Annotated in this window: 23 protein-coding genes; 17 read left to right on the top strand and 6 right to left on the bottom strand. The window is 62.4% G+C overall.

Going from position 1 to position 22,222, the window contains the following annotated elements; translation table 11 throughout:
* Positions 1 to 187: 187 nt before the first annotated feature.
* The 4 genes from QZ460_RS00310 to QZ460_RS00295 all read left to right on the top strand — a co-directional run bounded on the left by QZ460_RS00310 (position 188) and on the right by QZ460_RS00295 (position 4,340).
* Positions 188 to 1,384, top strand: coding sequence for a metallophosphoesterase family protein (locus QZ460_RS00310; RefSeq protein ID WP_290539587.1), 1,197 nt, complete (start codon positions 188 to 190; stop codon positions 1,382 to 1,384).
* A gap of 4 nt (positions 1,385 to 1,388) precedes the next feature.
* Positions 1,389 to 2,258, top strand: coding sequence for an HAD-IIA family hydrolase (locus QZ460_RS00305; RefSeq protein WP_290539586.1), 870 nt, complete (start codon positions 1,389 to 1,391; stop codon positions 2,256 to 2,258).
* Positions 2,259 to 2,579: 321 nt separating this feature from the next.
* Positions 2,580 to 3,383 carry a zinc transporter ZupT gene (gene zupT / locus QZ460_RS00300; protein ID WP_290539585.1) on the top strand — a complete coding sequence of 268 codons (804 nt, stop codon included), beginning with the start codon at positions 2,580 to 2,582 and terminating at the stop codon, positions 3,381 to 3,383.
* A gap of 3 nt (positions 3,384 to 3,386) precedes the next feature.
* Positions 3,387 to 4,340: a calcium/sodium antiporter gene (locus QZ460_RS00295; RefSeq protein WP_290539584.1), complete on the top strand. Its 954-nt coding sequence runs from the start codon at positions 3,387 to 3,389 to the stop codon at positions 4,338 to 4,340.
* Here the strand turns inward: QZ460_RS00295 and mutY are convergent.
* On the bottom strand, positions 4,316 to 5,365 hold the full coding sequence (mutY, locus tag QZ460_RS00290; protein WP_290539583.1) for an A/G-specific adenine glycosylase: 1,050 nt from the start codon (positions 5,363 to 5,365) through the stop codon (positions 4,316 to 4,318). The two genes, QZ460_RS00295 and mutY, sit on opposite strands and share 25 nt — an antisense overlap.
* A 73-nt stretch (positions 5,366 to 5,438) precedes the next feature.
* Between mutY and QZ460_RS00285 the strand changes: the two genes are divergently transcribed.
* The 5 genes from QZ460_RS00285 (at position 5,439) to QZ460_RS00265 (ending at position 7,880) form a co-directional block, all read left to right on the top strand.
* Positions 5,439 to 5,735, top strand: coding sequence for a GNAT family N-acetyltransferase (locus tag QZ460_RS00285; protein WP_290539582.1), 297 nt, complete (start codon positions 5,439 to 5,441; stop codon positions 5,733 to 5,735).
* Between the two features lie 371 nt (positions 5,736 to 6,106).
* On the top strand, positions 6,107 to 6,340 hold the full coding sequence (locus QZ460_RS00280; RefSeq protein ID WP_290539581.1) for a 2TM domain-containing protein: 234 nt from the start codon (positions 6,107 to 6,109) through the stop codon (positions 6,338 to 6,340).
* A gap of 10 nt (positions 6,341 to 6,350) precedes the next feature.
* Complete coding sequence (locus QZ460_RS00275) at positions 6,351 to 6,980, top strand: hypothetical protein (protein WP_290539580.1); 630 nt, start codon at positions 6,351 to 6,353, stop codon at positions 6,978 to 6,980.
* Between the two features lie 5 nt (positions 6,981 to 6,985).
* Entirely contained in the window at positions 6,986 to 7,576 is a 591-nt protein-coding gene (locus QZ460_RS00270) for a hypothetical protein (RefSeq protein WP_290539579.1), read from the top strand.
* A gap of 4 nt (positions 7,577 to 7,580) precedes the next feature.
* Positions 7,581 to 7,880: a transcriptional regulator gene (locus tag QZ460_RS00265; RefSeq protein ID WP_290539578.1), complete on the top strand. Its 300-nt coding sequence runs from the start codon at positions 7,581 to 7,583 to the stop codon at positions 7,878 to 7,880.
* 181 nt (positions 7,881 to 8,061) lie between these two features.
* Here the strand turns inward: QZ460_RS00265 and QZ460_RS00260 are convergent, their stop codons facing one another.
* The 3 genes from QZ460_RS00260 to QZ460_RS00250 are packed head-to-tail and all read right to left on the bottom strand — an operon-like array spanning position 8,062 to position 12,082.
* The gene (locus QZ460_RS00260; RefSeq protein ID WP_290539577.1) at positions 8,062 to 8,979 is read right to left on the bottom strand and encodes a lysine exporter LysO family protein; all 918 of its coding nucleotides are present in this window, start codon (positions 8,977 to 8,979) and stop codon (positions 8,062 to 8,064) included.
* 5 nt (positions 8,980 to 8,984) lie between these two features.
* Complete coding sequence (locus QZ460_RS00255; RefSeq protein ID WP_290539576.1) at positions 8,985 to 11,645, bottom strand: AsmA-like C-terminal region-containing protein; 2,661 nt, start codon at positions 11,643 to 11,645, stop codon at positions 8,985 to 8,987.
* The gene (locus QZ460_RS00250; RefSeq protein WP_290539575.1) at positions 11,642 to 12,082 is read right to left on the bottom strand and encodes an N-acetyltransferase; all 441 of its coding nucleotides are present in this window, start codon (positions 12,080 to 12,082) and stop codon (positions 11,642 to 11,644) included. Before QZ460_RS00250 ends, QZ460_RS00255 begins: the two co-directional genes overlap by 4 nt.
* Positions 12,083 to 12,245: 163 nt before the next feature.
* Between QZ460_RS00250 and QZ460_RS00245 the strand changes: the two genes are divergently transcribed.
* On the top strand, positions 12,246 to 12,965 hold the full coding sequence (locus QZ460_RS00245; protein ID WP_290539574.1) for a polyprenol monophosphomannose synthase: 720 nt from the start codon (positions 12,246 to 12,248) through the stop codon (positions 12,963 to 12,965).
* Between the two features lie 63 nt (positions 12,966 to 13,028).
* On the opposite strand, the gene QZ460_RS00240 is transcribed toward QZ460_RS00245, so the two are convergent.
* Both QZ460_RS00240 and QZ460_RS00235 read right to left on the bottom strand, forming a co-directional pair.
* The gene (locus QZ460_RS00240) at positions 13,029 to 13,397 is read right to left on the bottom strand and encodes a GtrA family protein (protein ID WP_290539573.1); all 369 of its coding nucleotides are present in this window, start codon (positions 13,395 to 13,397) and stop codon (positions 13,029 to 13,031) included.
* A complete protein-coding gene (locus QZ460_RS00235) occupies positions 13,394 to 15,106 on the bottom strand; it encodes a glycosyltransferase family 39 protein (protein WP_290539572.1) in 1,713 nt (570 codons plus the stop codon). Before QZ460_RS00235 ends, QZ460_RS00240 begins: the two co-directional genes overlap by 4 nt.
* A 193-nt stretch (positions 15,107 to 15,299) precedes the next feature.
* Here QZ460_RS00235 and QZ460_RS00230 point away from each other — a divergent pair, with 193 nt between their 5' ends.
* The 7 genes from QZ460_RS00230 (at position 15,300) to trmB (ending at position 21,877) form a co-directional block, all read left to right on the top strand.
* A complete protein-coding gene (locus QZ460_RS00230; RefSeq protein WP_290539571.1) occupies positions 15,300 to 16,067 on the top strand; it encodes a threonine/serine exporter ThrE family protein in 768 nt (255 codons plus the stop codon).
* On the top strand, positions 16,064 to 16,564 hold the full coding sequence (locus tag QZ460_RS00225; protein WP_290539570.1) for a threonine/serine exporter family protein: 501 nt from the start codon (positions 16,064 to 16,066) through the stop codon (positions 16,562 to 16,564). The genes QZ460_RS00230 and QZ460_RS00225 overlap by 4 nt, the downstream gene beginning before the upstream one ends.
* Before the next feature lie 9 nt (positions 16,565 to 16,573).
* Positions 16,574 to 17,308, top strand: coding sequence for a DUF6064 family protein (locus tag QZ460_RS00220; RefSeq protein WP_290539569.1), 735 nt, complete (start codon positions 16,574 to 16,576; stop codon positions 17,306 to 17,308).
* Between the two features lie 318 nt (positions 17,309 to 17,626).
* Positions 17,627 to 18,985 carry an MATE family efflux transporter gene (locus tag QZ460_RS00215; RefSeq protein ID WP_290539568.1) on the top strand — a complete coding sequence of 453 codons (1,359 nt, stop codon included), beginning with the start codon at positions 17,627 to 17,629 and terminating at the stop codon, positions 18,983 to 18,985.
* 39 nt (positions 18,986 to 19,024) lie between these two features.
* Positions 19,025 to 20,626, top strand: coding sequence for a regulatory iron-sulfur-containing complex subunit RicT (ricT, locus tag QZ460_RS00210; RefSeq protein ID WP_290539567.1), 1,602 nt, complete (start codon positions 19,025 to 19,027; stop codon positions 20,624 to 20,626).
* Between the two features lie 6 nt (positions 20,627 to 20,632).
* Positions 20,633 to 21,070: a hypothetical protein gene (locus tag QZ460_RS00205; RefSeq protein ID WP_290539566.1), complete on the top strand. Its 438-nt coding sequence runs from the start codon at positions 20,633 to 20,635 to the stop codon at positions 21,068 to 21,070.
* A gap of 57 nt (positions 21,071 to 21,127) precedes the next feature.
* The gene (trmB, locus tag QZ460_RS00200; protein WP_290539565.1) at positions 21,128 to 21,877 is read left to right on the top strand and encodes a tRNA (guanosine(46)-N7)-methyltransferase TrmB; all 750 of its coding nucleotides are present in this window, start codon (positions 21,128 to 21,130) and stop codon (positions 21,875 to 21,877) included.
* The last annotated feature ends 345 nt before the right edge of the window (positions 21,878 to 22,222 follow it).

Genomic DNA, 22,222 nt, shown 5'->3' with positions numbered 1-22,222 from the left:
AGAACTCCTCCCGGATTTCTCAAAACAAAGGCAAATATAGCTATTATTTTCCTTTTAGTCATCAAAAGCAAGTTAAAAAACTTCTTTTAATAATCTATTTTTACGCTTTAGGATTAACAAAGGAAAATAATTGGATAAAAGAAAATAAAAACATACCTTTGAATCTCGAACCGATACAACTTTCGCCATGAAACGACTCACCCTGCTGCTGGGCGCGCTCCTGCTGACGGCCGCCACCCTCGCCCAAAACGCCGTGCCGCCGACGGTGCGCATCGCCAACGGACCCTATGTACTGAATGTCACCGAAGACGGCTTCACAGTCGTCTGGGACGCGAAGGCCGACGCCATCGGCTGGGTCGAACTCGCCCCGATGGACGGATCGCACTTCTACTCGACCGAACGGCCTAGGTATTACGACTCGCACCTCGGACTTTGCCGCGTCGGACGCATGCACCGCGTACGGATCGAAGGGCTCCAACCCGGCACGACCTACCGCTACCGCATCATGCAGCGGGGTATCGTCCTGAACGAGGGCAACCGGCGCGTCATCCTCGACAACGGGGACGGCAGCGAGGTCTACCTGCGCGAGCCCTACACCATCAGAACCCTCGACCCGGCACAGGAAAAGGTCGATTTCTGGATGGTCAACGACATCCACGACCGCGACTCCGTGTTCCGGCTGCTGATCAAGCAGGCGCCCGAGGCCCGGCCGGACTTCGTCTGCCTGAACGGCGACCTAAGCAGCCAGATCGAGACCGCACAGGCTCTCTGGGACGCCTGCCTGAGGTCGGCATCGAAGATCCTCACGCCCGCGGGTATCCCCCTCGTCGCGACGCGCGGCAACCACGAAAACCGCGGCACTCACGCACAGCACTGGCTCGACTACTTCCCCACGCCGACCGGCGAAACCTACTACACATTCCGCCGCGGCCCGGCCTTCTTCATCGTGCTCGACGGCTGCGAGGACAAGCCCGACAGCGATACCCGCTATTACGGCATGGGCGACTGGGACGCATACCGCCGGCAGCAGGCGGAATGGCTGAAGGGCGTTGTCGACAGCGACGAATTCCGGGCCGCTCCCGTGCGCATCGTGCTGATACACATGATCCCGGGTCAGGCGGACAGCTGGTACGGCGAGCAGCAGATCCGCAAACTGTTCGTCCCCGAACTCGTCGGCAAAGGCATCGACCTGATGCTCTGCGGCCACTACCACCGCTACCAGTGGATCGACGACGGCAGCCGCGGAGTCGACTTCCCGATCCTTGTCAACTCAAACAACGACTGCCTCCGCGTGTCGGCCGACGCCGAGGGCATCGACCTGAAGGTGGTCGACACCTCGGGCGCCGTGATCAAGCAACACCGTATCGACAAAAAGAGCAAATAACGACATGGAAACCAAAACCTTCGACAAATACCGATCCGTCTGGGAGCAGAGCGAACTGACGCAACGCCTGCGCCGCATCCGCCACGTGGCCCTCGACATGGACGGCACGATCTACATGGGGATGTCGCTCTTCCCCTACACGCAGGCCTTTCTGCAGGGGCTCCGAGAACTGGGGATCAGCTATTCGTTCCTGACGAACAATCCCTCGAAAAGCATCGCGGACTACCTCCGCAAACTCGACGCACTGGGCATCAAGGCCTCGCGCGAGGAGATGTACACCACGGCGCTGGCCACCATCGACTACATCAGGGCCCATCACCCCGCGGCCAAACGGCTCTTCCTGCTCGGCACTCCGTCGATGATCTCGGAATTCGAGGCCGCGGGCTTCGAGTCGTGCACCGACTCGGCCGACGACGTGCCCGACGTGATCGTAGCGGCCTTCGACATGACGCTCCGCTACGAACGGCTCTGCCGCGCGGCCTGGTGGATCAAGCAGGGAGTGCCCTACATCGCCACCAACCCCGACCGGGTGTGCCCCACCGACCTGCCGACGGTGCTGGTCGACTGCGGATCGATCTGCGCCTGCCTCGAGCACGCCACGGGACGCCGCCCCGACATCACACTGGGCAAGCCCGACCCGAACATGCTTTCGGGCATCCTCGCACGCCACGGCCTGCAACCCTCCGAGATCGCCATGGTCGGCGACCGCATCTACACCGACGTGCAGATGGCCCACAACGCCGGGGCGATGGGTGTGCTGGTGCTCTCGGGCGAAACGACGCTCGACGTGGCCGACAAGGCCGACCCGCAGCCCCATATCACGGCCGACAGCATCGAAGTGCTGGGCGAACTGATCCGCCTGGCCAACAGATAGCCGCAAGCCTCCTGTCGGGCATCCGACAGGACGCCCCGACAGGACGCCCCGGCAAGGCGCCCAGCAGGGTATCCAGCCCGCCGCCCCCCATCGGTCAGATCACCAATCCGCCCGCCGGCCAATTCGCCGGTCTGCCATCCGGGGAGGCATATCCAGGGAGGCATATCCCCAAAACACCCGATAGGATATGCCGATAGTACGATTGAAAATACCGAATTCCTGCGGGTTCGGTATTTCGTTTTATGCATTATCTTTGCAGTAAAAATCCCGGCCGACCCAAGGACCGGCCGCCTATTTACGAAACAAACGAAAACAATCCGCATGGAAGAACACAATATTCTCATCCCCCTGCTGCTGACTCTCGGAGCGGGGCTGGCCACGGGCATCGGCAGCGCCATCGCCTTCTTCGCCAAGCGCACCAACAAACGGCTGCTGTCGTTCTCGCTGGGTCTCTCGGGCGGCGTGATGATCTACGTCTCGTTCGTCGAGCTGTTCCAGCAGGCCAACGCGACCCTCACGGCCGAATGGGGCACACACACGGGTGTGATCGTCACCGTGGCGAGCTTCTTCGCCGGCATCCTGCTGATCGGCATCATCGACCGGCTGGTCCCCTCGATCGAGAACCCCCACGAGGCCCACAGCGTCGAGGAGATGGACCAGCAGCCGCACAACCCCCGACTGATGCGCATGGGTGTGATGACGGCACTGGCCATCGGCATCCACAACTTCCCCGAAGGCATCGCCACCTTCACCTCGGCGGTGGACAACGTAGCCCTCGGCGTAGCCATCGCCGTGGCCATCGCCATCCACAACATCCCCGAAGGCATCGCCGTCTCGATCCCGATCTACTACGCCACGGGCGACCGCCGAAAGGCCTTCCGCCTGTCGCTCCTCTCGGGTCTGGCCGAACCGATCGGCGCCGTGCTGGCCTATCTGGTGCTGATGCCCTTCATGACCCCGACGCTGATGGGCAGCATCCTGGCCGGCGTGGCAGGCATCATGGTCTTCATCTCGATCGACGAGCTGCTGCCTGCGGCCCGCGAATACGGCGAAGCCCACACCTCCATCTACGGCGTGGTAGCCGGCATGGCCCTGATGGCCGTAAGTCTGATTCTATTGGGATAAATCATGGATATACTCTTTCTCATCATCGGCCTGGGGCTGATCCTCGCAGGAGCGAATTTCCTCACCGACGGATCCGCAGCGCTGGCCCAGCGGTTCCGCATGCCGGAATTCATCATCGGGCTCACGGTGGTGGCCGTCGGCACCTCGACACCCGAACTGGTCGTGTCGGTGCTCTCGGCCATCGCGGGCAAAAGCGACGTGGCGATCGGTAACGTCGTGGGATCGAACCTCTTCAATGTCTTCGTCATCCTGGGCGTCTGCGCCCTGATCCGTCCCCTGCCGCTCACGGCGGGCAACATCCGCCGCGACATTCCGTTCGGCGTGATCACGTCGCTGTTGCTACTGGCGCTGGCGACGGACTCCTGGCTCTTCAAGGGGGCGGCGGACCGCATCGGACGCATCGACGGCATCGTCATGCTCCTGCTCTACGCCGCGCTGATGTGGTACACGATCCGCACCACGAAACGTCCCGAGACAACGGCCCCGGCCGCCAGGACAAAATCCGGAATGGCCGGATGGCTCATGACCGTGATGATCGTCGGAGGCCTCGCCGGACTGATTTTCGGCGGCGAGTTGTTCCTCCGCAGCGTCACGCAGATCGCCCGGCGGCTCGGAATCAGCGAATCGGTGATCGCCATCACACTCGTGGCAGGCGGCACCTCGCTGCCCGAACTGGCCTCGTCGCTCGTGTCGCTCTTCAAGGGCAAGGCCGACATGGCACTGGGCAACGTCATCGGCTCGAACATGGCCAACATTCTGCTGATTCTGGGTCTGAGCGCGACGATTCATCCGCTCTCGATGGGCGGCATCACGGTCGGGGATCTGCTGATGGTTGTCCTGAGTTCGATCCTGCTCTTTCTGGCGGCCTTCACCTTCAAACGCCGGGCGATCGACCGCTGGGAGGGCGCGCTGTTTCTGGCGATCTACATCGCCTACATCGGGTATTTGATCAGGTAACAGTCGACGAGCCGCGGCACGGCATAGTCGCCCACAGCCGCGACAGGAACGGCCATAGCAGCGGCGGCCGGAGTGAAGTCAGGGGTTTCGATGCGGTGGAAGACCGCATGGAGCGCCTGATGGGAAAGCCGGTGGCAGGGCCGGGCGACACTGCGCACCAGATGCCACGGACCCTCGCCCAGCAAGCGGCGGAACTGCGGCAGGGCCGCAAGATCCGGAAATGCAACGGGAGCGTCGGTCTCGATCAGCGGAAACTCGTAAAGACCCTGCCAGATGTCGCGCCCCTCGCGGCGCTGCAGCAAAACCCGGTCGCCCGAGGTGACGTGCAGGTAATTGAACCAGCGGTCGCGGACCCGGGTTTTGCCCTGCTTCACGGGGCGGTCGGCAACGGTGCCGGCCGCAAGGGCCAGACAGTGCTCCGACAGCGGGCACGTCCCGCAGCGGGGCGACAGGGGCGTACACTGAATCGCCCCGAAGTCCATGATCGCCTGATTGTAGCGGCCCGGACGGGCGGCATCCAGCTGCGCCTGCGCCAACTCGGCGAAAGCCCGCCTCCCGGCCGTGGTGTCGATCGGTTCTGCCAGATCGAAGAGCCGCGAGAGCACCCGGTAGACATTGCCGTCGACGACGGCGCACGGGGCGTCGTAGGCTGCCGAGCAGACGGCCGCAGCGGTATAGTCGCCCACGCCGCGCAACGAGCGCACATCATCCGGCGCGACGGGAAATACCCCGCCGAAATGCTCGACGACCTGTCGGGCCGCGGCCCGGAGGTTGCGGGCACGGCTGTAATAGCCCAGCCCCTGCCAGAGTTTCAGAACCTCGTCCTCGGGTGCGGCGGCAAGCGACGCGATATCGGGGAAACGCTCCGTGAAACGGAGGTAGTACTCCATCCCCTGCGCCACGCGGGTCTGCTGGAGGATCACCTCCGAGAGCCAGATGCGGTAGGGGTCGCGCGTATGGCGCCACGGCAGGTCGCGGCCCTCGCGGGCATACCAGTCAAGCAGTATTTCGGCAATACGGTCCATAATGGAAGACAAAAATACGACATCGGAATCAATTTTGAAGTATTCCGACCCGATTAATTAAAACGAGAAGCACATGGAAAAGAAGCACACTTTGGTCGACAATGCCGCCGAGAAGCGCTACGAACTCGACCTCGGAGACGAGATCGCCCTGGCCGAATACATCCCGAGACGCGGGCATATCGTACTGACACACATCGAAGTACCCGCAAAATACGAAGGCCGGGGCATCGGCAAGGAACTGGTGCAGGGCGTGCTGGAGGAGATCCGCAGAAAGGAGCTCAAGGTTGTCCCCCAATGCCCGTTCGCCGCGGCCTATATCCGCCGCCACCCCGAATGGATGGATCTGGTGCTGACCGCCGGGGAGCAATAGCCCCGGGCCGAGCCGCCTCACACAACCAGCGGACTGCATGAAGCATCCCGCCACAAAACCGGACTCTTTGCGAAGGGTCCGGTTCTTTCTCCTCGTCTTCTCTTCTCCGCTCCTATTCCCTATCGCCGCGCCATATTCTATTCTCGTTCTCCTTCTCGTTCTCTTCCCCCTCCTTCTCCGCTTTCCTTATCCGCTTGTCTCTCCCTCGCGCCGCACCCGATTCCTCACCCCCTCGTCCCTCTCCCCCCCTAGAAACAGAGAGATTCGTTTTTTCGAAAAATTTCCGGCCCAAAATTTGGTTTATTTTATAAACTACTTTATATTTGCAATACGTTTACAAACCGAGTAACCGCTCACAACCGGAAAACACCATGGAAAAGCCGCCCGCCTGCACCGACAAACGCCACCTTTTCGCGCGCTGGTTCTCCCGCCATCTGACCACCTACGCCGTGATCTGCTCCTTCCTCGCCTTCGTCAACTGGCAAACTTCGCCCCAGTCCTGGTGGGTAGTGTGGGTCATTGCCGGATGGGGGCTGCACATCGTCCTCGCGCTCGTCCGCTACCTGTTCGACTGCGACGACGAATACAACGATCGCAACCGCTAAAAACAAAACAATGGACAACAAAAACCACACCGCCGACCAAAGGCTCGAACTCATCCAGCGGATGATCCGCGACACGCGCCGCAGCCTTTCCTCGGGCAGCAGCAACCTCTTCATCCTATGGGGATACCTGCTCGCGGCGACCTCCGTCGGCATTTTCCTCCTGCTCACCTTCACCGACAGCCGCATCTGGCAATGGCTGTGGCTGCCCACGCTGGCGGTCGGCTGGGGCATCACCCGGTGGTACAACCGCCACTGCGCGACACAGGTCAGAAGCTACACCGACCGCCTGCTGGAGCAAATATGGGGATGCATAGCCGGTCTGGCCGCCTTTTCCACCTTCGCCATCTGCCTGGAACCGGAAAGCGAATGGCCCATCGACCCGCTGTTCCCGGTCCTGCTGCTGATCAGCGCAGGGCTTTTCATCTCAGGAACCGTGATTGGCAACAAATACATGTACTACGTTTCGTGCTTCCTGCTGCCGGTTGCCTTCGGCATCATCCGCGAATCGTGGATCAATGTCAACCCGGACGGCAATCTGATTCAGTTCGCCGTAGCGGTCCTCGTCGGGCTCGCAGGTTCGGGATACGCACTCAAACGCCAAGTCAAACACGACGCCACAGAGGCGTCGAAAAACCGATAACACCGATGGAAGACCGCAAACTGGAAGCCGCCGAAAGTCTGGCGCTGATCGGCCGCATGATCGAAAACACCCGCAACCGCATGGTCCGCAACGCAGGCCGCCCGCTGCTGGCATGGGGCTACGCCACCATCCTGACAACGCTCGCCGTCTGGGGCGCACTCCTCCATTTCCAGGATCCCCGCTGGAACTACCTCTGGCTGCTGCTGCCCCTGCTGGGCTGGCTGCTGATGCGGCTTTCGCGCGAAAAGAAGCCCGAAGGCGAGGCTCGCACGTTCGTCGACCGCGTGATCGGGGACCTTTGGACCGTAATGGGTCTTTCGGCGGGATTTGTCAGCATCCTGGAGCTCTTCACGCCCATGCACCTGCCGATACTCTTCCTCATCCTGCTCATCATGGGCATGGGAACCACCGTGACGGGCCTCATCATCCGCTTCACGCCCGCCATCGTCGGGGGCATCGCGGCCATCATCCTTGCCCCGTGCACCCTGATCGCCGGCACCATGTGGCAGCCGCTGCTGTTCATCGCAGGCTTCGCGGCCATGATGATCGCCCCGGGGCACATCCTCAACTACAAGTCGAACCACCCAGCCCGATAACGCGATGTTCAAAGAGCTGAATCCCCTGTTGCACTCCGAATTGAGACTGGCCGTCATCTCGATCCTCATCGGGGTCGAAAGCGCCGACTTCGTCTTCATCCGGCAGCAGACCGGAGCCTCGGCAGGCAACCTCTCGGTGCAGCTGGACAAACTCGCCAAGGCGGGTTACATCGAGGTCGAGAAGACCTTCCGCGGCAAGATCCCCTGCAGCGTGTGCCGCATCACCAACGCCGGGCGCGACGCCTTCGCCGAATATGTCGAGGCGCTGCAAAGCTATATCGGGCAACAGCCCCGTCACGACTGAGCATCCCCGCCCGCTGGCGACAGCGCCGCCCGGGGCATCGCCCGCAGATCCCGCCCCATTACGATCCGCCCCCCTCATCGAGCGATGGGAGGGGGCTTCGTTTCGAAGAAACAACATCCGGGCAGGACCACACGCCCGAAAAGGCAAGCCGCGGATCGCGCCACAGCCAAATCCCTCACGATCAGATCGAGCAGAAGAACGTCACCAGAAACGGGACGCTGAAATCGAGCGCACAGCCGTGGAAGATCGAGACCACGGCATAGAGGCGCCCGGCGGCCTGCGTGATAACGGGCAGCGTGGTGTCGAAGGTCGTCGCGCCGCCGATCGACACGGCGGCCAGGGGTCCGCACCAGCGCGCCACGAGCGGGGCGGCCAGCAGGGTAAAGATTTCACGCATGACGTTGCACAGCAGGGCGATTGTCGCCAGCTCCGGACCCCGGAGATCGGCAATGAAGATGCTCGAAAGCGAATAGTAGCCGAATCCCGCGCCCACGGCCAGTGCATCGGTCAGCGACCATTCGCCGAGCAGCGGCGCGGCGAGGGCCGCCCCGGCCAGCGTGCCGACAGCCGTAGCGACGGGCAGCAGCGCCAGTCGCGGATCGAGACGCCGCACCCGTTCGGCGAGGGTGCGGTCGTTGCCCAGCGTCACGCCGACGCAGAACATCAGCGCATAGAGCACATAGGCGCTCAGGCGCGAACCGGCCACGTCAAGCGGAGCGAAAAGCCCCGCGACGCATCCCGCAACGAAAAAGGCGACGATCACCAGACTACCCTTCAGGGCCGTCCACGTCGAAACGGGGCTTTCGGCCGCATCGCCGCCCTCTTCCGCCGACACACCCCGGCTGCGGATCCGCCGCCACAGCAGCCACGCGGCGAAGATGCTCCCCGCAACGGACAGCGCGAAGATAGCAAAGGCAGAGATCCCGAGCGTCGCCAGCGAGCCGACGACCGCCGGGTCGGCACCGACCTCGACACCCAGCAGGAACAGGAGCACCCAGATAATGCAGGTGATCAGACGCTGAACGAAGGCGAGGCGCCAGCCGATAAGCAGGCGCCCCGTCACGACACCTCCGATGATGACGGCAAAGATGGCAAGCATTCCGATCAGTTCTTTTTCGCTGTGAGTTTTTCGATCTGACGCTCGGCCTCGGCTTCGAGGTTGGCCGCCTGCCGCTCGGCCTCCTGCACCAGTTTATCTCCGCCCTTCTCGGCGGCGATCCGGGCCAAAGTCCCCTTAGAAGCCGCAGCCTCGACGAGTTTTGTGCGCTGCTCCTGCGCCGCGGCGACGAGTTTCTCGCCGGCGCGCTTCGCCTCGGCGCGGAGGTTCTCGGCCTGCTTGGCGACCCCCTCCGAAAGGGACTCGCTGCCCGTGAGCTTTCGGATCTGCTCGTCGACGACGTTCTTCACGGCCTCCTCGGCAGCCTCCCGCACCCCGAGCGTGATTTTCGGCGAGGAGAACGTCCCCCCGATGTTCACCCCGATCGACTCAAGCGTCTTTCCGCCCGGAATGGCCACCCGGGCCTGGTAGTCGATGGTCTGATCAAGCCCCGTCGAACCTGCGAGGTTGATGTTCACACCGCCCATCTTCAGGTCGAAGGGCTGCGTGGTGATGCGACCGTCCCTGATGGCGAAGCGGATGGCGACATCCCGGGCCTCGATTTTTCGCAGGTTGTCGTTGCCCAGCACCTTGGCCAGGACATCGAAAGCCTCGATCTGCTGCACGCGGATATTGGCCGACTTGATCTCGCCCGTGGCATCGAGCGCCTGCAGATCGGGAGACATGGCCTCGTCGAGCGGCGTTTCGAGGTCGAGCGACAGCGAGTAGTCGCCGCCCGTCCTGGCGAAGACCGGCACGAGTTTCTGCACCATCTCCAGCTCCTCGAAAGTCTTCTGGAACGATGCGCCCGAAATGGCGGCATCGAGCTTCAGGATCGGACGCGTCGGATCGGCAGCCGTCGAATAGCTGCCCGAAGCGGAGGCCCTGCCGCCGAAGAGATTCATCGTGAGCCGTTCGAGCGACAGTGCGCCGCCGGCAACGCGCATCTCACCCGAGATGTCGCCGATCGTCATCTTTCCGAAAAGCACCTTCCGCAGATCGGTGTTGAGCGAGAGATTCAGGTTGCGCGGAACCTCCACGGGCCGCAGCGGCTCCGCCGGGAGCTCTTCATCCGCGGCAACGCCCTCCTCCGAGGGCAGGACGCCCATGATCTCGTTCAGGTCGAGCAGTTCCGATTTCATGTAGAGACGCCCCGAGAGCATGTCGCCCCGCAGCAGGTAACCGATGTAGCCGGTCAGCTGGCCGTTGGCCGCAAGATCGCTCTTGCCGACCGTCAGTCCGAACTCCCCGAGCGTCATCGCGGCGGGCGTGACGGTGGCCGCAGCACGGCGGATATGGACCGCCGGGAGGCTGGGAAGCACCAGCCCCAACCCTTCGACGACGAAGGTTCCCTGGGCGCCCAACTCTTCGTAGCGGTTCTTTTCGATGTCGGACATGCGCCCCGAAAGTTTCAGATCCGCCGTGATCAGGCCCCCCAGATCGACACCCTTGTCCAGCGGATAGACCTCCCTGACGGCGCCCAGGTCGACCCGTCCATCGGCCGAAGCCCGGAAAACGGGGTCGCAGGCGAGATTCGTGGCGTAGAAGGTCGCCGCAACGGAATTTCCGGCCATCCGGAATCCGAATTTCGAAAGATCCACAACCGTCTTGTCCATCACCGCTCCGGGATTCGAGACCTTGGCGGCGATCTGGATGTCCGTCACGGCCTTGGGCAGCGAGGAGTATCGGAAGCTGCCGTTGCGGACCTCGGTTTTCAGTTCGAAGGCCGGGAGCTTCGGGCCGCGCATCTCGCCCTTGGCCCAGAGCGCCATCGAGAGTTCGCCGCCCGCCGTGAGGTTCTTGAACTCACGGGTATAGAAGGCCGGGATCAGCGACAGCACATCCTTGAACTGCACCTTGTCGCAGCCGGCCTTGAGGTCCATGGCCACGGCGTCGCCGTCCAGTTCGACCCAGCCGTCGAGACCCACCGAAATGGCATTCAGACGCAGCGTATTGCGCGAGAAGGTGAAGCGTTTGTTGGCCAGATCGGCATCGATCACGGCCCCAAGCTCCGCCTCGGCGTCGCTCAACAGCGGGATGCCGCCCGACACGAAACGCATGGCGGCAGCCGTCAGCCGCAGGTCGAGGTCGGTGCGGTCGGCCGACATGTTGCCCCTAAGGCGCAGCGAAAGGGGCGCGGTTGCAAACTGCATGTTCGTCGAATCGTCCTCGTAGCGGATCGCCGCGTCAGAAATGCGGAAGTCGCGAACCGAAAGCCGGAACGACGACGGCGCGGACTCCGCGGCGGGAGTCTCCTCCGCCGGAGCGTCCGAGGGCTTCATCACATCCCAGTTGACGGCTCCGTCGGCCAGTTTGTGCGCATGTACCTCGGGCGAAGCCAGAATGACCTTCGTCACCTCGAATCCGCTGTCGCCGAAAAGCGACATCAGATTGACAACCACCGAAATACGCCGCGCAGCGACAATCGTGTCGCCTTCGAAACGGTCGACACCCACCAGCGTCAGCCCCTTCAGGTCCACCGAAGCGTTGGGGAAATGGCGCAGCAGGCTGATGTCGAGTTTCTCGAAATCCAGCCGCGCGGCGAGCATTGCATTGGCCTCGCGCTTCACCATGTCGGCAATCTTGCCCCGGAGCGCGACCGGCGCAATCAGGGCGATGGCAAGAATAACGACCACGGCCGCAACCGCGATCCTCACGATTTTTTTCATACCCTATCTGTTTTGCAGGCAAAAACCGTAGTTTCCGCCTCTTTGAATCCCATTTTCGCATAGAGCCTCCGCGCCGCGCCGCGCGAGGGGTTGGAGGTGAGCATCACCTTCCCGGCCCCGATTGCGGCGGCATGGGTCTGCGCCGCACGCACGAGCCCTTCGCCGGCCCCGAGACCCCGGGCCGCGGCGTCGACCACCACATCCTCGATCCAGGCCTTGCGCCCCGACGGCACGTCGTACCACACCAGGGTCAGCACCCCGACGACAACACCGCCGGACATCGCGGCGAAAAGCGCCGCCGAAGGGTTCGCCGCCACAGCCCGCAGCCGCTCCCCGGAAGGAGCCGCCAGCCGCGGTGAAAGCTGCGGCATCAGCCGCCCGAATGCTTCGAGCAGGGAATCGGTGACTTCGGTCACCTGTCGCACCTCAAGTTCCATTTCAGCACAAAGATAACCTTTTTAACGGAAACGGCGCGGTTGTCTGCGGAAAAAAGCGTACTTTTACCTCGCAACGGCCCGCGATCGGAAACAGCGCGCAAAATAGCCGCGATTGGCAAAATAATATTATCTTTGTACATTCAATAAAGATACGACACCCGCCATGCGCAAACTGGTAATCATTCCGACCTATAACGAAAAAGAGAACATTTCGGCGATGATCGACAAGGTCTTCTCGCTGCCCGAACCCTTCGAGATGCTCGTCATCGACGACGGCTCGCCCGACGGCACGGCCGCGATCGTCCGGGAGCGCCAAAGGGAGTTCGCGGACAGGCTCCACCTCGTGGAACGTACCGGGAAACAGGGCCTGGGCACGGCCTACCTCGCGGGGTTCCGCTGGGGGCTGGAGCACGGTTTCGACTACATCTGTGAGATGGACTGCGACTTTTCGCACAACCCCGACGATCTGGTGCGCCTCTACCGCACCGCGGCCGAAGGTTACGACGTCGTGGTGGGTTCGCGCTACGTGCAGGGGGTCAACGTCGTCAACTGGCCGATGTCGCGTCTGCTAATGTCCTACTTCGCCTCGATGTACGTGCGCATCGTCACACGCATGCCGCTGCGCGACGCCACCGCCGGATTTGTCTGCTACTCGCGCCGTGCGCTGGAGACGATCGACCTGGAGGCCATCCGCATGAAGGGCTACGGATTCCAGATCGAGATGAAATACTCGGCCTGGCGGCTGGGAATGCGGCTCAAGGAGGTGTCGATCATCTTCGTCGAGCGCCGCGAGGGAACGTCGAAGATGTCGGGAGGGATCTTCGGGGAGGCGTTTTTCGGGGTGCTGAAGCTCCCCTTCCGCCGCATCCGCAAAAGCAAATGATGCGGGGGGGGGTGCGGCGCGGACCGCTCAGGCCGTTCAGACCGCTCGGGCCGCTCAGGCCGCTCAGAAGGTGAAGAAATAATTCATGAAGAAATTCCAAAACGTCACCACACCGATGGCAAAGAGTTTCGCCAGGTAGAAATTCAGGCGGAAACGGCCGTGCAGGAGGTAGATGGTGGCGTTGTTGATCACCAGCCCGACAGCCGCGATGCCCAGAAACCGAAGGTACTGGCCCGCGATGTCGGGATTTTCGTTCTGGAACGTCCAGATCCGGTTAAGCAGGTAGTTCGAAGTCGAGGCGAAGAGGAATCCCAGCGAGTTGGCCAGGTATTTGTTCAGCCGCAACCACTCCTTGCAGAGGTAGGTGATGCCGAAATCGACAAAGACGCCCGAACCGCCGACGACGCAGAATTTGAGAAACTGTTCGATCATAAACTTCCGACCTCCGTCCGAAGGGATTTTCCGTTAAACCAATTCGTATACCCCTCGCGGCTCAGGGCAAAGGCCACATCGAAAGTCTCGCCGGCCAGCTGTGGCGCAACGGTGAAGGTAACCTCACGCGTAAGTTGGCCGTAGGCCGGGATCGTGAAGGCCGCGCCGGTCGGGAACTCCTCGACGCGGAAACGCCCGTGTTTCCACAACATCACCAGTTGCGTGTCGCCCTCGCCCACGCGGATTGCATGGGGATAGGGATTCGTGATGCGCAGTTCGAGGCGCAACGTCGCTCCCGCCTCCACCTTTGCGGGCAGGCCCGCAAAGGCGATGTCCACCAGCCGCACGGGCCGGAAATCGGGATCGACAAACCAGGTGAATCTCCGCCCGTTGGCCATCGTGAAGCTCCGCACCTGCCGGGTGCTGTCCGAGACGGTCCCCTCCGGACATTCGACGAGCACTTCGCGGCCGATGAACCGCGAATCGTCGTCGCGGAACTGCCACTGATGGGTGCGGTAACGGATATTGGGCTGGCAGTAGGCCTCGCCGCCCGTATAGAACGCATATTTGGCCGCAATGGCGTACCCGTGGCGGAAAACCACCGGACGGCCGTCGGCCTCGGCGGCGATGGCGGCGTAGCTCTCCGGATTGTTGAACACCTCGAAGCGGATGCCCAGCGGATTGAAGAGCATCACCAGCCGCACCAGAACGAGCAGCCCGAGGGTCACACTCCCGGCCCGCATCACGTAGCGCCGCGTGCGGGGATGCCGCCGGGCATAGGCAAAGAGCACATAGACCAGACCGAAGCAGGAGACGATCACCCATTGGGGCTGGACATACCCGCGCAGCGACGAGAACAGGAAGAAGACGATGAAGGCCACGGGCAGGAGCTTCAGCACCCGTTCGACAGGGGTCTGCGGCGTCACCTTCCGCCAGGCCTGCACGTAGAGCGGCACGAAGAAGGGGTTGAAGACAACCAGCATATTGGCCAGAAACTCAACGACATAATCGGGTCTGAAGACCGAATTGCGGCCTGAGAGATGATAGGCGAACGAAGCCCAGTCGTGCTCGTACTGCCACACGAGGTGCGGAACGAGCAGCAGCAGCGCCACCGCACCGCTCGCATACAGGGCCGGACGCAGCAACAGCCGCGGGTTGGCGGCCAGCGCAAACAGGACCACCAGCGCACCGTGGTATTTGCTGTATGCCATCAGCGCCATGGCGACGCCCATCCACAGCCACGCCCGGCGGCGGTTCTCTGAAAACCACCTGAAAGTCAGCAGGAACAACGCCGTCGTACACATCAGCGGCCCGTCGGGCACGGCGATGAAGCCGTAGAGCTGGAGCATCAGCGTCGCGGCCGACAGCACGACGAACAGCGCGGCATCGCGGCGGTCGGCATCCGCCGGGCGGATCAGGCGCCACAGCAACCAGAGGTAGAGGGGCTGCAGCACGGTGAAGAAGAACCGCACGCCCAACTCCCCGCCGAAGAGGTGCTCTCCGGCCCAGACCAGCAGTGCCGTCACGGGCGGATGGTCGAAATAGCCCCATGCAAGCCGCTCGGCGAACATATGGTAGTAGGCCTCGTCGTTGGCCAGTTCCGTAAAGCCGGCCTGCACGAGGTTGGCGACCCACCACAGCCCGAGCCACAGCAGGACCAGGCGGTCGGCCCCCGGCAAGGCGTATGTCTTTTTGAAAGATGCTTCCATACCGGAAGCAAAGGTAGGAAAATTTATCCGTTCCGCCTAAAAATGCCCCGCATTGCCCCCAAATCCCGCCTCCGACAGCCCCGCAGCGAGGCCCCGACTGCGGCGCAGGAGGGCTGCAAAATCGTGCTCCGGACAAATTTTTCAGCTCCGGAGACGGGGCGTTTGGAGAAAATGAACTATTTTTGCAGCCGCTATGAAAACCAGACAAGAACTGACCGAAATCCTCGATTTCATTGCGGACTATGCAACCTACCTGCTCGCATCGGGGGTCCACACCTCGCGTGTGATCCGCAACTCGCAGCGTATCGGACAGTCGCAGGGAGTCGACATCCAACTGTCGAGTTTCCAGAAAAGCACGATCCTCACAGTCCACGACGAGGCGACGGGCGAGGCCGTCACCCGCGTGGTAAAGATTCCCGCCCTGCCGATCAGTTTCGAACGCAACTCCGACCTGAGCGCCCTGAGTTGGGACGCCCTCGACGACCGGCTCCCGCTGGACGAAATCCGCCGCCGCTACGGGGAGCTGATCGACAAACCGCGCATCGACCCGATCTTCGTGCTGGTGACCGTCGGGCTGGCCAACGCCTCGTTCTGCCGTCTTTTCGGCGGCGACTGGACGGCCATAGGCATCGTCTTCACCGCCACCCTCGTGGGATTCGCCGCCCGGCAGCGGATGCAGGCACACGGCGTCAACCACTTCCTGGTCTTCATCATCTCGGCCTTCATGGCCTCGCTGTGCGCCTCGGCGGCCCTGCGCTTCGACTGCACGGCCGAAACGGCTCTAGCCACGAGCGTGCTCTACCTCGTGCCGGGCGTGCCGCTGATCAACGGCGTGATCGACATCGTCGAAGGCCACATCCTGATCGGATTCAGCCGGCTGATCAACGCCCTGCTGCTGATCATCTGCATCGCCATCGGGCTTTCGGCCACTTTACTCATGGTTAAAAACAGCCTGCTATGACCTTTGCGGACATTCTTCTCGACGGTCTTTTCGCGGCCGTGGCGGCCGTCGGTTTCGGAGCCATCTCCGATCCCCCGATGCGCGCCTTCCCGCGCATCGCCCTGCTGGCTGCCGTGGGGCACGCCCTGCGCTTCTGCCTGATGAACGGCCTGGGCATGGACATCGCCACGGCATCGCTCTGTGCGGCAATGGCCATCGGCTTCGGCAGCCTCTGGCTGGGCAAGGCCATCCGCTGCCCGATGACGGCGCTCTACATCCCAGCACTGCTGCCGATGGTTCCGGGCATCTACGCCTACAAGACGGTCTTCTCGCTCATCATGTTCCTCCAGTCGCTCAACGACCCGGGGCAGGGCATGCAGTACATGCAGCAGTTCTTCCTCAACGCCACCGTGTCGTTGAGCGTCATCGCCCTGCTGGCCGCCGGGGCTACGCTACCGATCTTCGTCTTCAACCGCCGGGCGTTCTCGCTCACGCGGCGCCGAAAAAACGAGAAATAACCTTTGCCCATGGAGATTTTCTGGAATACCATCGCTACCTACAACGCCGCGACATGGCCCGCACAGCTGGCTCTGGTGCTGACGGCCCTCGTCTTGACCCTGCTGCTCTACTTCCGCCCCTCGCCCGCCGTGCGGATCGCGATGAAGGTTTTCATGGCGCTCCTGAACTTCTGGATCGCCGGGGTCTATTACCTCGTCTACTGCCAACCGCGCGAACACAACGGCCTGCTGGCGCTCTTCTGGGCCATCATGGGAAGCATCTGGGTCTATGACCTGGTCATCGGGCACGCCTCGCTGCAACGCACCGGCAACCACACGAAGTTCGCGGCACTGCTCTTCGCCATGCCGCTCATCTACCCGCTGTTCTCGCTCCTGCTGGGCCGCTCCTTCCCGATGATCACCTCGCCGGTGATGCCCTGCTCGGTGGCGGTCTTCACAATCGGGCTGATGCTGGCCTTTTCGGAGCGGGTCAACATCGTGCTGGCCATGTTCCTCGGCCACTGGGCACTGATCGGGCTTTCGAAGGTCTACTACTTCGCCATCCCGGAGGACTACCTGCTGGCGTGCAGCATCGTCCCGGCACTCTACCTCTTCTTCCGCGAATACATCCGCGACAACTCCGGGCGGCCCATGAAACCCTCACCGCGGGTGCTCAACGCCCTGCTTGCGGTGATGTGCCTGATCATCGGGTGCTTCTTCGTCCTCACGCTGCTGCACCAGCTCAACCTCTTCACCGACAGCTGACACACCGCCCTCTCGCAGCAGGAAGCCCCGGCAGTCGAAGGCCGCCTTCGCCGCGGCAGGCCCCCCCTTCGTTAGGGTGTCGATTTCTCCTGCCGCCGGAACTGCTTTCTCCTGCCACCGGAGCTGATTCCTCCTGCCGCCGGCACCGATGAGAGCCTCCTCCAGACCTTCGCCCGAAATCGCCGGACCCGAACAGGGCCGGCCGCAGGTCGACGCACCGTTCGCAGCCCCTCCTGACGCATTTTCCGCCCCGGGAGGGGTTTGAAAATTGCAATCCCGCCGGAAATGGCTATCTTTGCACCTCAATATACAAATCGCATGTACCATTTCTCAACATACAAGGACCAATACAAAGCCAACCTGCGGCTGGCGCTGCCCGTGGTGCTGACACAGCTGGGACAGATCTTCACGCAGGTTGCCGACAACCTGATGGTCGGCCGCTACGGAGGCAACGACCCCACACCGCTGGCTGCCGTATCGTTCGGCGGCTCCGTCTTCTTCATCCTCTTCATCGCCGCCATCGGCATCGCACTGGGCATGACACCCCTCGTGGGCGAACTCTACGCACAGGGCGACCGCGAGAAATCGTCGAGACTGCTGCAGAACGGCATCCTCTTCTACGGACTGCTGGGCGTGGCGATGGCCGCCGTGCAGTATGCCATTATCCCGCTGATGTACCACCTCGGCCAGCCTGCCGAAGTGGTCGACATGGCCATCCCCTATTACAAGATGCTGGTGTGGAGCATGCCCTCCATCATGCTGTTCTTCACCTTCAAGCAGTTCCTCGAAGGAGTGGGCAACACGAAGATCGAGATGTTCGTCACGATCGCCGCCAACATCGCGAACATCGCCTTCAACTGGGTGTTCATCTACGGCCGCTACGGATTTCCCGAGATGGGCGCCGAGGGCGCGGGTCTGGGCACGCTGATGTCGCGCATCATCGCCCCGATCCTGATGATCGGCTACTTCTACGGCCGCCGCAAATACCGCATCTACCTAGAGGGCTTCTCGCCGCGCAACTACTCGTGGGCGTCGGTCAAACAACTGCTGCACATGGGTCTTCCGATCTCGATGCAGATGTTCCTCGAAGCCTCGGCCTTCGTCGGCACGGGAATCATGATGGGATGGTTCAACAAGGAGACGATGAGCGCCCACCAGATCACCATGACCATCGGCAACTGCGCCTTCATGATCATCATGTCAATCGGCGCGGCCACCACCATCCGCGTATCGCACTGCTACGGCAGACGCGACATCGCACAGCTGTCGCTCGCGGCCAAGGCCTCGTACCACCTCGTCCTGGCGTGGAACGTCTTCGGAGCGCTGGTCTTCATCACGATGCGCAACGTGATCCCGACCTTCTTCACCACCAACGCCGAGGTGATCTCCATCGCCTCGAACCTGCTGGTCTTCGCCGCGCTCTACCAGCTTTCGGACGGCATTCAGAACGTCTCGGTGGGCATCCTGCGCGGCATTCAGGACGTGAAGATCATCATGCCGATCGCCTTCATCTCCTACTGGCTGCTGAACCTCCCGGTGGGCTACCTGTTCGGATTCACGATGGGCATGGGTCCTTCGGGGCTTTTCCTGGGCTTTTCGTTCGGGCTGTCGGCCGCGGCCGTCATGATGATCGTGCGCATCCGCCGCAGCATCCGCAAACTCTATGCAACGAAATAAAATATTTTTTCGTATCTTTACACAAATTTATACCCGATAATGGATATCGAAAAACAACATACGAGCGCCTGCAAACCCGAAGTGGGCCGCGGGTGCGCCTTTTGCAACTGTGGCTCGGAGCCGGAAGCCAAACTCTGCGACGGCTGCTTCAAGCTCCACGAAACGGCCTGGCTCGACGACTATCCGGTCAACATGCCGAGCGACATCGTCGAGGTGCGTTTCAAGAACACCCGGCGTTCGTTCTACCAGAACGTCAACAACCTCGACCTCAAGCGGGGTGACATCGTTGCCGTCGAAGCCTCGCCGGGCCACGACATCGGCATCGTCTCGCTCACGGGCGACCTGGTGGCACGCCAGATGCGCCGCACGGGATTCACCCCCTACAACGGCGAATACAAGAAGGTCTACCGCAAGGCCAAACCCTACGACATCGAAAAGTGGCAGGAGGCCATCGCCCTGGAGCACGAGACGATGATCGCCTCGCGACAGATCGCCGCAGACATGGGTCTGAACATGAAAATCGGCGACGTGGAGTATCAGGGCGACAAGATCAAGGCCATCTTCTACTACATCGCCGACGAACGCGTGGACTTCCGCGAGCTGATCAAGGTCTTCGCCGAACGGTTCCACATCCGCATCGAGATGAAGCAGATCGGTGCCCGTCAGGAGGCCGGGCGCATCGGCGGACTGGGCGCCTGCGGCCGCGAGCTGTGCTGCGCGTCGTGGATGTCGAGTTTTTCGAGCGTCACAACCGGAGCCGCACGCGTGCAGGATCTCTCGCTCAACCCCCAGAAACTCGCCGGGCAGTGCTCGAAGCTCAAATGCTGCATGATGTACGAATACGACACCTATGTTGACGCCCGCAAGGAGTTCCCGCGTCTGCGCGAACCGCTCCAGGCCGTCGAGGGCGAATGGTTCTGCGTCAAAAGCGACGTGCTGGCCGGAACGATGACCTTCTCGTCGTCGAAGGACACGATGGCCAACGTCACCACGCTGCCCGTGTCGCGCGTGCGGGAGATTCTGGCGCTGAACCGCCAGGGCAAGAAGGTCGAGCGGCTGCAGGACGCCGAGGAGATCCGTCCGCAGATCGAGGAACCGACCTACCGTTCGGAGGAGGACAGCATCACCCGCTTCGACCAGGCCAAACGCCGCAAGCGCAACGGCCGCAACAACAAGGCCCACGGCGAACAGGCACGCGGCGAACAGGCACGCCCTGCAGGGCAGAACGGACAGACGCCGCAGGAGGCTGCCGGGGAGAACCGCCAGCCGCGCGAAGGACAGTCCGGACGCGACCGCCAGCCGCGCCGCAACGACCGCCAGCGCAACGGCGGCAACGGGGCAGAGCGTCAGAACGGCGCCAATAATGGCGATCGCCCGCGCAACGGCCGCAGCGACAATAACCGAAGCGATAACGGCCGAAGCGATAACAACAACCGCGAGCCCCGAGAAAACAACGGAGGCAGCCGCGAAGGGGCAAACCGCAACCGCAACAACCGTCCCCGCCGACGCGGAAACGGAGGCAACGGCAGTAACGGCGGTAACTCCCCCGCCGGCAACAGCGGCGGCAACGGAGGCAACGCCCCGGCCGGCAACGGAGGCAATGGCGGCAACAACAACGGCGGAACGCCCCAAAACCAATAGCGCGCGGTGAAACGCTCGGCAGGGCATATCGCGGCCATGGCGGCCGCACTTCTAGCCGGAGGCTGCATCTCGCCCCACCAGTCGGCGGTCACCGACGTCAACCCCGCCCGGTGGGACTCGAGGGCCGAAATCCTCCTGCCGAATGCAGACACCGTATCGCTGCGCGACGCCGTGCTCTTCCTGCGCTGCAACGAGCGCTTCGCGGAGGACACGCTGACGGTCCGCATCGCCACCGTGACCCCCGATTCGCTCCGCTTCGGGGAGTGGTTCCTGCTCGTCATCCCGCACCCGAAAGGTCCCGCGGCCCTGATGCGCGAAGCAGCGATCCCCTACCGCCGCCAAATCCGGCTCACGCAGCACGGCGACTACCGCTGTTCGGTCACGCCGGTCCGCCCCGTCTGCGGGGTCGAAGCCGTCGGCATCGACCTGCAGGCAAGCAGATAACCGAAAAACACATTAGCGTCCTGTCGGCCCCGCAGTCCGGCGGAACAATTTATCACTATGGGCAAAGACAAGCTCCGCAGGTTCCGCGAGAACCTGACTTTCGAATGTTTCGTGCAACCCGAATTCGACGAGGTGTTCCACCACGACCACCCGCTGAAAGGGAACTGGAACCGTGATTTCTTCCGCAACGACCATCCCATCGTTCTGGAACTGGGCTGCGGCAAGGGCGAATACACCGTTGCGCTGGCTCAGCGCGACCCGCAGCGCAACTACATCGGCATCGACATCAAGGGAGCACGCATGTGGCGCGGGGCAAAGACCGCCACCGACTGCAAGATGCACAACGTAGGCTTCCTGCGCACACGCATCGAGTTCATCGATGCGCTGTTCGCCGAAAACGAAGTGTCCGAAATCTGGATCACCTTCCCCGATCCGCAGCTCAAGACCCGGCGGGCCAAGAAACGCCTCACCTCGCCGCTCTACCTGGCCTGCTACTCCCGTCTGCTCCGGCCCGACGGGTGGATCAACCTCAAGACCGACTCCAAGCACCTCTACGCCTACACCGGCGAGGTCATCCGCCATTACGGACTGACATGCGAGGTCTCCGAACCCAATATCTACGGTTCGGGATTCGCCGACGAGGTGCTTTCGGTCAAGACGGCCTACGAAAGCCGTTTTCTCGGGATGGGACTTCCGATCACCTACACGCGCTTCGCATTGGGCGGGCGCCACGAATTCCCGTGGTTCGACTGGGAGGAGGACGACAAGGAGGAGAAAGACAACGAAGCCGAACGGCAGCTACGGTAACCCCACCCCGCTTCCGCCCCGGGCGGGACACGACGGAACGCGACGGGACGGGCGCGACGGGACGGAAACGCGAGGGAACGGGCGCGAGGGAATGCGACGGGCGCGACGAGAACGGAACAGGGACGCGAAGAGGACGAACGGGCGCGACGGGAATGGAACAGGAACGCGGCCGAACGGGCGCAACGAGAACGAAACCGAACCGAACAAAACTGGACAGTCAAAACTGGGTGCAATCCTCCCAAGGTTGGCGGTAATCCTTCAGGGAGTGAGCGGATGGAAAGACGAGACCGGGCGGCCAAAACTGGGCGGCGCCCCTCCCGGTCCCGGTTCCCAGTTCCTGCCCCG

Origin of the sequence: Alistipes sp., from assembly GCF_020026455.1 — a bacterium.
GTDB lineage: Bacteria > Bacteroidota > Bacteroidia > Bacteroidales > Rikenellaceae > Alistipes.
The sequence above is the reverse complement of the archived record's forward strand: the minus strand, read 5'-3'. Positions and strand labels throughout refer to the sequence as shown.

Excerpts from the sequence above, each read along its gene's own strand:
- QZ460_RS00280 (WP_290539581.1), top strand. The coding sequence starts at position 6,107 with ATGGAAAAGCCGCCCGCCTGCACCGACAAACGCCACCTTTTCGCGCGC.
- zupT (WP_290539585.1), top strand. The coding sequence starts at position 2,580 with ATGGAAGAACACAATATTCTCATCCCCCTGCTGCTGACTCTCGGAGCG.
- mutY (WP_290539583.1), bottom strand. The coding sequence starts at position 5,365 with ATGGACCGTATTGCCGAAATACTGCTTGACTGGTATGCCCGCGAGGGC.
- QZ460_RS00235 (WP_290539572.1), bottom strand. The coding sequence starts at position 15,106 with ATGGAAGCATCTTTCAAAAAGACATACGCCTTGCCGGGGGCCGACCGC.
- QZ460_RS00275 (WP_290539580.1), top strand. The coding sequence starts at position 6,351 with ATGGACAACAAAAACCACACCGCCGACCAAAGGCTCGAACTCATCCAG.
- QZ460_RS00310 (WP_290539587.1), top strand. The coding sequence starts at position 188 with ATGAAACGACTCACCCTGCTGCTGGGCGCGCTCCTGCTGACGGCCGCC.
- QZ460_RS00305 (WP_290539586.1), top strand. The coding sequence starts at position 1,389 with ATGGAAACCAAAACCTTCGACAAATACCGATCCGTCTGGGAGCAGAGC.
- ricT (WP_290539567.1), top strand. The coding sequence starts at position 19,025 with ATGGATATCGAAAAACAACATACGAGCGCCTGCAAACCCGAAGTGGGC.
- QZ460_RS00255 (WP_290539576.1), bottom strand. The coding sequence starts at position 11,645 with ATGAAAAAAATCGTGAGGATCGCGGTTGCGGCCGTGGTCGTTATTCTT.
- QZ460_RS00240 (WP_290539573.1), bottom strand. The coding sequence starts at position 13,397 with ATGATCGAACAGTTTCTCAAATTCTGCGTCGTCGGCGGTTCGGGCGTC.
- QZ460_RS00285 (WP_290539582.1), top strand. The coding sequence starts at position 5,439 with ATGGAAAAGAAGCACACTTTGGTCGACAATGCCGCCGAGAAGCGCTAC.
- QZ460_RS00220 (WP_290539569.1), top strand. The coding sequence starts at position 16,574 with ATGGAGATTTTCTGGAATACCATCGCTACCTACAACGCCGCGACATGG.
- QZ460_RS00215 (WP_290539568.1), top strand. The coding sequence starts at position 17,627 with ATGTACCATTTCTCAACATACAAGGACCAATACAAAGCCAACCTGCGG.
- QZ460_RS00270 (WP_290539579.1), top strand. The coding sequence starts at position 6,986 with ATGGAAGACCGCAAACTGGAAGCCGCCGAAAGTCTGGCGCTGATCGGC.
- QZ460_RS00225 (WP_290539570.1), top strand. The coding sequence starts at position 16,064 with ATGACCTTTGCGGACATTCTTCTCGACGGTCTTTTCGCGGCCGTGGCG.
- QZ460_RS00260 (WP_290539577.1), bottom strand. The coding sequence starts at position 8,979 with ATGCTTGCCATCTTTGCCGTCATCATCGGAGGTGTCGTGACGGGGCGC.
- QZ460_RS00245 (WP_290539574.1), top strand. The coding sequence starts at position 12,246 with ATGCGCAAACTGGTAATCATTCCGACCTATAACGAAAAAGAGAACATT.
- QZ460_RS00250 (WP_290539575.1), bottom strand. The coding sequence starts at position 12,082 with ATGGAACTTGAGGTGCGACAGGTGACCGAAGTCACCGATTCCCTGCTC.
- QZ460_RS00265 (WP_290539578.1), top strand. The coding sequence starts at position 7,581 with ATGTTCAAAGAGCTGAATCCCCTGTTGCACTCCGAATTGAGACTGGCC.
- QZ460_RS00230 (WP_290539571.1), top strand. The coding sequence starts at position 15,300 with ATGAAAACCAGACAAGAACTGACCGAAATCCTCGATTTCATTGCGGAC.
- QZ460_RS00295 (WP_290539584.1), top strand. The coding sequence starts at position 3,387 with ATGGATATACTCTTTCTCATCATCGGCCTGGGGCTGATCCTCGCAGGA.
- trmB (WP_290539565.1), top strand. The coding sequence starts at position 21,128 with ATGGGCAAAGACAAGCTCCGCAGGTTCCGCGAGAACCTGACTTTCGAA.